Raw genomic sequence first — 8,059 nt, forward strand, 5'->3', positions numbered from 1 at the left:
TGCGTGGTCATGACTATCTCCCGACCGTCGATTCAGTGAATACCCGCGGTGGCTGCTGTTTGTGGGTCAGCGTGTCGCCGGTGGTGTATTGCGGGGAGTTTTTCTCGATCTGCTGGATCACCGCTTCTTCGCGTTTCAGATCGATCGAGCGGCTCAGCCAGTAGTACGCCAGGCCAGATACGATCAACCCGACCAGCCAGGCGATGTCGATGCTGCCCAGCGCCTTGGCGAGCGGGCCGACATACACTTCGCGCTGTTCAACGCCGTCGAAGATGTAGAAGAACGGGATCATCGAGACAAAACCGATGGCATAGGCGGCGATGCCGCGCAGCCCCCAGCTGCCGTAGATGTTGCCGTGGGGCATGAAGAAGTGCGGGATGGCATAGCGGCCCCTGCGCACAAAGAAGTAGTCAGTGAGGTTGACCGAGGTCCAGGGCACCAGGAAGTACAGCATCACCACCAGGTAGATCCCCAGTACCGACAGGCCTTTGCCGGAACTCTGGATGCTCAGGGCCACGCCCAATTGCAGCAGGATCACGAAACCGATGGCCAGGATGCGTGCCTTGCGGGTCGGTTCGATGTGCTTGATCGAGTCGACGCAGGTCAGCGTGGTCAGCTTTGCGCTGTAGATGTTCATCGCGATCACCGGCAGGAACGCCAGGATGGTGACCACCACCACCGCTGTGCCCACCAGCGGCGACACGGTGTTGCCGACTTGCCCCAGGGCCACCAGCACATCAGTGGAGTGCAGGTGATCGGCCAGCCAGCCGCCCACGGAAATCATCCACGCACCGGACAGCGAGGCCCCGAGGAACACCACGGCGATCAGCTTGCCGCTGGAGGTGTTTTTCGGCAGGTAGCGCGAGTAGTCCGACACATAAGGCGCATAGGCGATGTTGTAGCTGGCGGCCGCCGCAAACTGCGCGATGAAACCGGTCCAGTTGAAACCCAGCGGCTCCCGGGCCACTTCGCCCTCGGCGAGTGCCGGCAGCACTGCATCCGGCACCCAGCCCATCACCACGGCCACGGTCACCAGGCCATACAGCGGCAACGACAGGTACAACGCCCATTTGAAGCTGCGGTGCATCCAGTCATGGCCGAGAATCGCCAGCACCGCCGCCGGGATGGTCACCGCCACCGCGATCACCGCCGGGTTGAACCCGAACAGCGTGTGCAGCCCCTGCATCATCAGCACCAGGTTGACGATGTTGAAGCCGGCGAACACGAACAGCGTGGCGAGCAGCACCAGGATCACCCCGCGATAACCGAACTGCGCGCGGGACTGGATCATCTGCGGCAGGCCAAGGTGCGGGCCCTGGGAGCCGTGAAACGCCATGAACAGCGTGCCGAACATGATGCCCAGCGTACCGGCAAGCGTGGTCCAGAGCGCGGTCAGGCCGACGCTTGGGCCAACGAAGCCGATGGTCATGGTGAAGAAGGTGAAATTGCCGAGGAACCAGAACGGGCCCTGGCTCGACAGTTTGTCGGTGCGCTCGTTCTCGGGGATGAAGTCAATGGAATGCCCCTCGACGACGGATTTTTCGTCGAGGCTGGACACGCTCGTGGCGGACTTGGCGTTAGTGTTCATGATGGACTCTTATTGTTGGAAGATCATGACGAGATAACCGCGTTCTTTCGGGTGAACGACTCCCCTGTGGCAAGGGCCACAGGTCCAGTGTTACCCGTGCCTACCTGGCGTTGTTGCAGATGCCTTATTGGAAGATGCAAAACCTGTGGGAGCGAGCTTGCTCGCGATGGGGGCGGGTCAGGCAACACACATGTTGAATGTGCAACCGTCATCGCGAGCAAGCTCGCTCCCACAGGGATTGCATTGTTCCTTGTCTTATCTGATCAACATCAGCCCGGCAGCGTGATCCACACCGCCTTGGTTTCGAGCAGGTAGTCGAGCTGCTCGGCGCCCAGGTCCTTGCCGAATCCGGACTGCTTGTAGCCACCGAACGGCATCGACGGATCGAGGGTGCCGTGGGCGTTGACGTAGACCGAGCCTGCCTTCAAACGTGGTATCAGGCTGTGCACCTTGCCCAGGTCGTTGGAATAAAGCGCCGCCGCCAGGCCGTAAGGCGAGTCGTTGGCCAGGGCCAGTGCCTCTTCTTCATCGTCGAACGGTGCGGTGACCAGCACCGGGCCGAAGATCTCTTCCTGGACAATGCGCATGTCGTTGCGGCAATTGGCGAAGATGGTCGGCTCGACGAAAAAGCCAGGGCCTTCGACCGGTTGGCCGCCGTAGACCAGTTCGGCGCCTTCGGCCTTGCCGGTTTCGATGTACTCGGTCACGCGCTGCTTTTGCAGGGCCGAGACCAGCGGGCTAATGAAGCAGTCCGGGTCCAGGCCCGGAGCCATTTTCAGGGTGCGCGTGTAGGCGATCAGCTCACGCAGGAATTCGTCGTAGACACCGCTATGAATATAGGCCCGTGTACCGGCGTCGCATACCTGCCCGGAGTTGAAAAACACGCCGTTGGCGACCGCTTGGGCGGCGGCCGGGATGTCGGCGTCGGCACAGACGATGACCGGCGATTTACCACCGAGTTCGAGGGTCAGGCGCTTCATGTCATCCAGCGCTGCGCGGCCGACAGTCTGGCCGACCGGGGTCGAGCCGGTGAAGGTCAGTTTGTCGATGCCAGGGTGGGTGGCCATGGCCGCACCGACCACGCTGCCGCGCCCGGTGACGATGTTGATCACGCCATCCGGAATGCCCGCTTCCTGCACCAGCTCAGCGAAACGCAGGGCCGACAACGAAGTCAGCTCGGCGGGCTTGACCACCACGGTGCAACCGGTCGCCAGCGCCGCGCCGAGCTTCCAGGCCATGGTTTGCAGCGGGAAGTTCCACGGCACGATGGCGCCGACCACGCCGACCGCTTCCTTGCGGGTATAGGCCAGGTAATTGCCCGGCAGCGAAGGTTCGACGGTACGCCCGTGCAGCTTGGTGGCCCAGCCGGCGAAGTAACGCAGGGTATCGACGGTGCCCTGGATGTCCACGTCCTTGGCGAAGGCCACGGACTTGCCCATGTCGATGGATTCGATTTCCGCCAGTTCAGCGGCGTTCTGCTCGATCAGGTCGGCCAGGCGCTGCATCATGCGCTCGCGCTCGGCCGGTTTGGCCTGGCGCCAGGCGCCGCCGTCGAACTGCGCGCGGGCTGCTTGCACAGCGCGGTCCAGGTCATCGGCAGTGCCCATGGGAATGCGGGTGATCAGGCCTTCGGTCGAGGGTTCGATCACATCGGAAGTCTGGCCGTCGCTGGCTTCGACCCAGGCGCCGCCGATGAACATCTTCTGGACCTTGCTGAGGAAGGTCTGGGTGGCTTCGCTGACGCCGAATTTTTGCAGGTAATTCTTGACGATCGTGTCCATTTTTATTCTCTCTGCCCGGCAGTCAGGCACTGCCGGGTTATGTGGTTTCGATGATCAGGCTGGAGTGGTTTCGCTCTCGGCGGCGGCCCGCACCTTGCCCCGCTCGTGGAAGATGAAGCCGATGCTGTTGAGCAGCAGTTGCGCGGCGAGGATCGAAGTCATGCCGGTCGGGTCGTACACCGGTGCAACCTCCACCAGGTCCATGCCGACGATGTTGCCTTTGCTGCGCTTGGCCAGGGCCTGGATGATTTCCAGCACTTCGTAGTAGAGGAAGCCGCCATGGCTCGGGGTGCCGGTGCCGGGGGCGATGGACGGGTCGAAACCGTCGATGTCGATGGTGATGTAGTAGTTGATGTTCTGCGGGATCAGCGCCAGCACGCCCTCGACGCCAAGACGGCGAACGTCACGCACCGAGAGGATTTTCGAGCCGGCTTCGTGGGCCGCTTCGTAGTCGTCGCGGTTGGACGACGACACGTTGCGGATGCCCATCTGGGTCATGCCGACAATGTGGTTCATTTCGGATGCGCGGCGCAGCGGGTTGCCGTGGCCGTAGCGAACGCCGTGGCGTTCGTCGACGAAATCCAGGTGCGCATCGAAGTGAATGATGTGGATCGGGCCGCGGCCTTCGAAGGCCTTGATCACTGGCGCGTGCACCGAGTGATCGCCGCCGAGCACCACCGGCATCACGCCGGCATCGAGGATCTTGCGCACGGCGTATTCGGTGTTCTTGTTGCTGGTGGCCATGTCGGTGTGGACGATGTCGGCATCACCGACGTCGACCATGCGCACATCCGATGCGGTGAGGTACATCACGTCATCTTCGTGGTCGTAGGCGCCGGCGTGGCCGAAGGAAAACAGCGTCGATGCTTCGCGAATCCCGCGTGGTCCGAAGCGTGCGCCGGAGCGCCACTGGGTGCCCATGTCGTTGGGCACGCCGAGCACCGCGACGTCGGCATCCAGGGCATCCCAATCGGTGCACACCGGGGATTTGCCAAAGGTGCAATGACCCACGAATGGCAGGTTCAGGCGACCGGATTCATAACCGTTGTTCGACATTTCTAGCCTCTCCACTTCTTGTTATCGGCTTGACGGACTGCAAGGCGACCGCCGTTGGAAAGACTATGGGCGCAGGTTTTCGTGGAAAAAATGCTAAACATCAGATACTCATATCGGTATTCCCGATGCATCCACAGGCCGGAGGTCCAAGATGATCCAGCTGCACGATGTCGACCTGAAACTGCTCAGGGTGTTCGCCACGATCGTCCGCTGCGGCGGCTTCTCGGCCGCGCAGGCGGCGCTCAATGCCGGGCAGTCGACCATCAGCGAACAGATGACCCATCTGGAAACCCGCCTGGGGGTAAAGCTCTGCCAGCGCGGGCGCAGTGGCTTCCGCCTGACCGAACAAGGGGTGGCGATTCATGAAGCCACCCAGCGCCTGCTGTCGGCGGTGGAAAACTTCTGCATGGACGCCGACGTGCTCAAGCAGCACATCAGTGGCAAGCTCAACCTGGGGATCATCGACACCACGATCACCGACCCCGACTCGCCGATTCCGCGCACCACCCAGCGCTTCGTCTCCCGCGGGCATGACGTGCACCTGAACGTGTACGTCGGCACCCCGGCGGAACTCGAAGAACGGGTGCTCGACGGTCGCCTGCACCTGGCCATCGGGCACTTTCCGATCCATGTGCCGGGGTTACTGCAAACGCCGCTGTACCAGGAAGCGCTGGGCTTGTATTGCGGGCGGCGTCACCCGTTGTATGGCAGCCACGCCGAAGGTGAGGAACTGCTCGAAGAAGTCGCTGCCGGGCGCATCGTCGTGCGCGGCTACATGCAGCAATACGACCTCGAACACCTGGGCGTGAGCAAGGCGGCCGCCACCGTGGACAACATCGAAGCCACGGCGATCCTGATCATTTCCGGCGCCTATCTGGGTTTTCTGCCGGAGCACTTCGCCGCCCAGTGGGTCAAGAGCGGCGAGATGCACCAGTTGGCCCCCGGGAGTCTGCGTTTGAAATCGCCGTTCGACGTGATCACCCGACGCGGCACGGCACCGCCACCGATCCTCCAGGCGTTCCTCGAGGACCTTGCCGCCAGCGCCCGTAAAACCGGCCAGCCGTGATGTGACGCTCGCCAAATCCAAATTTTGCCGGGCATACTGATTCGGTTCGCCAACCTTGCAGGCCCGTCATGCGCATCCACGTCACCTTCATCGACCGCGTCGGCATCACCCAGGAAGTGCTGGCCCTGCTCGGTGGTCGCAGTTTCAACCTGGACGCCGTGGAGATGGTGCCGCCGAACGTCTACATCGATGCGCCGACCCTCGGTGCCGAGGTGCTGGAAGAGTTGCGCGAGGCGCTTTTCGGCGTGCACGGCGTGCAGGCCGTGACCCTGGTCGACATCCTTCCGGGGCAGCGGCGGCGCCTGCAACTGGACGCCCTGCTGGCCGCCAGTTCCGACCCGGTGCTGGCGGTGGATGATCGCGGCCATGTGCTGCTGGCCAACCCGGCGCTGATCGCCCTCTGCGGGCGCGAACCGGCCGGTGAATCGCTGACCACGCTGTTCGACGATGCCCAATTGCAGCGCACCCTGATCGCTCAGCATTTCCGCCTGCCGATGCACGAGGTCAGTCTCGGCGGCCAGACCTTGCTGCTCGACGCGATGCCGATCACTGACGCCGGCGCCCTGCTCACCCTGTACCAACCCAACCGCATCGGCGAACGCCTGTCGGCCCTGCACCATGACCATGCCGAAGGCTTCGATGCGCTGCTCGGCGAATCACCGCCGATCCGCGCGCTCAAGGCCCGCGCGCAACGGGTGGCGGCCCTTGATGCGCCATTGCTGATCCAGGGTGAAACCGGCACCGGCAAGGAACTGGTGGCCCGTGCCTGCCATGCCATCAGCCCACGGCACGATGCGCCGTTCCTGGCCCTGAACTGCGCCGCGCTGCCGGAGAGCCTGGCCGAGAGCGAGCTGTTCGGCTACGCCCCCGGTGCCTTCACCGGCGCGCAACGGGGCGGCAAGCTCGGCCTGCTGGAACTGGCCGATCAGGGCACGGTATTCCTCGATGAAGTGGGGGAAATGTCGCCCTATCTGCAAGCCAAGTTGCTGCGCTTTTTGAGCGATGGCTGCTTCCGCCGGGTCGGTGGCGACAAGGAAGTGCGGGTCAATGTGCGGGTGCTCAGCGCCACCCACCGTGACCTGGAAAAAATGGTCGCCGAAGGACGGTTTCGCGAGGACCTGTTCTACCGCCTCAACGTGCTGAACCTGCAAGTGCCGCCGCTGCGCGAGCGCGGGCACGACATCCTGCTGATGGCCAATCACTTCATGCAGCAGGCCTGTGCGCAGATCCAGCGACCGGCATGTCGTTTGGCACCGAGCACCTTCAGCGCCCTGCTCGGCAACCGCTGGCCGGGCAACGTGCGGCAACTGCAAAACGTGATCTTTCGCGCGGCGGCGATTTGCGAAAACCCGTTGGTGGACATCGACGACCTAGACATCGCCCGCACCGCGGTGGAGCGGCAGAACGACGGCGAAGTCGGCAGCCTGGAAGAGGCTGTGGGCGACTTTGAGAAGAACCTGCTGGAACAGCTTTATCGCAGCTATCCGTCCAGCCGTTTGCTGGCGGCGCGGTTGCAGACGTCCCATAGCGCGATTGCGATTCGCTTGCGCAAATACGGGATTCCCGCCAAGCCCTGAGTGATCTGCCGGAACACTTTCTCACCGACACTACATTCCCCCTGTGGGAGCGAGCTTGCTCCGGGCGGCGTTCCGACGATTGCCGTATGACAGACACATTGATATTGACTGACACGCCCTCATCGCGAGCAAGCTCGCTCCCACAGGGGGGTCAGTGTTGCTGTTGAATTCTTTGTCTGCAAATCGATACAGCGTAGCGAAATCAAGACAAAACCTTTCCCACCCCGCATTTACAGCGTCTGCGCCCACAGCCCTGCTTGTCTGTATTGATTTCAATACGAATGAAATCTTTCGCACTTCATACAAACACATCAAGCCGTTGATTTAAAACAACTAATCAACATTGGCACCGCCCTTGCTATCACTCCTGCAACCCCGCTCGTCGCCCCGCCACGAGCCTTAAAACAATAAGGAGTTGAGATGAGCCAATTGCGTTTTACCGTCGATCACGAATGGTTACGCCTTGAGAGCAATGGCCTGATCACCGTCGGCATCACCGCGTTTGCCCAGCAGGCGCTGGGGGATGTGGTGTTCGTTCAGGTGCCTGAACTGGGCGCCTTCGATGCGGGCGCTGAAGTGTCGGTGCTGGAATCGGTGAAAGCCGCCAGCAGCATCGGCATGCCGTTGGACGGTGAAGTAGTTGAGGTGAACGCCACGCTGGAGAGCACCCCGGAACGGGTCAACGAAGACCCATTGGGCGAAGGCTGGTTCTTTCGCTTCAAACCGGTCGATGCCCTGGCGCTGAGCGATTTACTCGATCAAGACGCCTACGAACGCCTGACCGCAGAGCACGCCGACGCTTGAAGCCCAACCCTTCCACACGAGGACCACACCATGTTCAGCAAGCACGACCAGATCCAGGGCTACGACGATGCACTGCTGGCGGCGATGAATGCCGAGGAGCAACGTCAGGAAGATCACATCGAGCTGATCGCGTCGGAGAACTACACCAGTAAGCGCGTGATGCAAGCGCAAGGCAGCGGCCTGACCA

General features: G+C 62.2%; 6 protein-coding genes and 1 pseudogene. 4 read left to right on the forward strand and 3 right to left on the reverse strand.

The window, feature by feature from the left end; genetic code table 11:
- Positions 1-13: 13 nt before the first annotated feature.
- From KGA81_RS12225 to speB, 3 genes are all read right to left on the reverse strand, one after another.
- Positions 14-1,588 carry a purine-cytosine permease family protein gene (locus KGA81_RS12225; protein WP_223546033.1) on the reverse strand — a complete coding sequence of 525 codons (1,575 nt, stop codon included), beginning with the start codon at positions 1,586-1,588 and terminating at the stop codon, positions 14-16.
- A 269-nt stretch (positions 1,589-1,857) separates the two neighbouring features.
- The gene (locus KGA81_RS12230; protein ID WP_223546034.1) at positions 1,858-3,369 is read right to left on the reverse strand and encodes an aldehyde dehydrogenase family protein; all 1,512 of its coding nucleotides are present in this window, start codon (positions 3,367-3,369) and stop codon (positions 1,858-1,860) included.
- Positions 3,370-3,423: 54 nt separating this feature from the next.
- Positions 3,424-4,425 (reverse strand): agmatinase, encoded by a 1,002-nt coding sequence (gene speB, locus KGA81_RS12235; RefSeq protein WP_008049320.1) that lies wholly within the window; start codon positions 4,423-4,425, stop codon positions 3,424-3,426.
- Positions 4,426-4,576: 151 nt separating this feature from the next.
- On the opposite strand from speB, the gene KGA81_RS12240 reads away from it, so the two are divergent.
- The 4 genes and pseudogenes from KGA81_RS12240 to glyA all read left to right on the forward strand — a co-directional run.
- Positions 4,577-5,491, forward strand: coding sequence for a LysR family transcriptional regulator (locus KGA81_RS12240; protein ID WP_223546035.1), 915 nt, complete (start codon positions 4,577-4,579; stop codon positions 5,489-5,491).
- Between the two features lie 68 nt (positions 5,492-5,559).
- A complete protein-coding gene (locus KGA81_RS12245; protein WP_223546037.1) occupies positions 5,560-7,068 on the forward strand; it encodes a sigma-54-dependent transcriptional regulator in 1,509 nt (502 codons plus the stop codon).
- A 420-nt stretch (positions 7,069-7,488) separates the two neighbouring features.
- Complete coding sequence (gcvH, locus tag KGA81_RS12250; protein ID WP_223546039.1) at positions 7,489-7,872, forward strand: glycine cleavage system protein GcvH; 384 nt, start codon at positions 7,489-7,491, stop codon at positions 7,870-7,872.
- 30 nt (positions 7,873-7,902) lie between these two features.
- Positions 7,903-8,059, forward strand: a pseudogene (gene glyA / locus KGA81_RS12255) (serine hydroxymethyltransferase); the annotation flags it as partial.

The sequence above is a fragment of the Pseudomonas sp. A-B-19 genome (genome assembly GCF_019947515.1).
Classification (GTDB): Bacteria; Pseudomonadota; Gammaproteobacteria; order Pseudomonadales; family Pseudomonadaceae; genus Aquipseudomonas.

Bases quoted from the DNA above. Each gene is read 5' to 3' on its own strand.
- KGA81_RS12225 (WP_223546033.1), bottom strand. From the start codon at position 1,588: ATGAACACTAACGCCAAGTCCGCCACGAGCGTGTCCAGCCTCGACGAA.
- KGA81_RS12230 (WP_223546034.1), bottom strand. From the start codon at position 3,369: ATGGACACGATCGTCAAGAATTACCTGCAAAAATTCGGCGTCAGCGAA.
- speB (WP_008049320.1), bottom strand. From the start codon at position 4,425: ATGTCGAACAACGGTTATGAATCCGGTCGCCTGAACCTGCCATTCGTG.
- KGA81_RS12240 (WP_223546035.1), top strand. From the start codon at position 4,577: ATGATCCAGCTGCACGATGTCGACCTGAAACTGCTCAGGGTGTTCGCC.
- KGA81_RS12245 (WP_223546037.1), top strand. From the start codon at position 5,560: ATGCGCATCCACGTCACCTTCATCGACCGCGTCGGCATCACCCAGGAA.
- gcvH (WP_223546039.1), top strand. From the start codon at position 7,489: ATGAGCCAATTGCGTTTTACCGTCGATCACGAATGGTTACGCCTTGAG.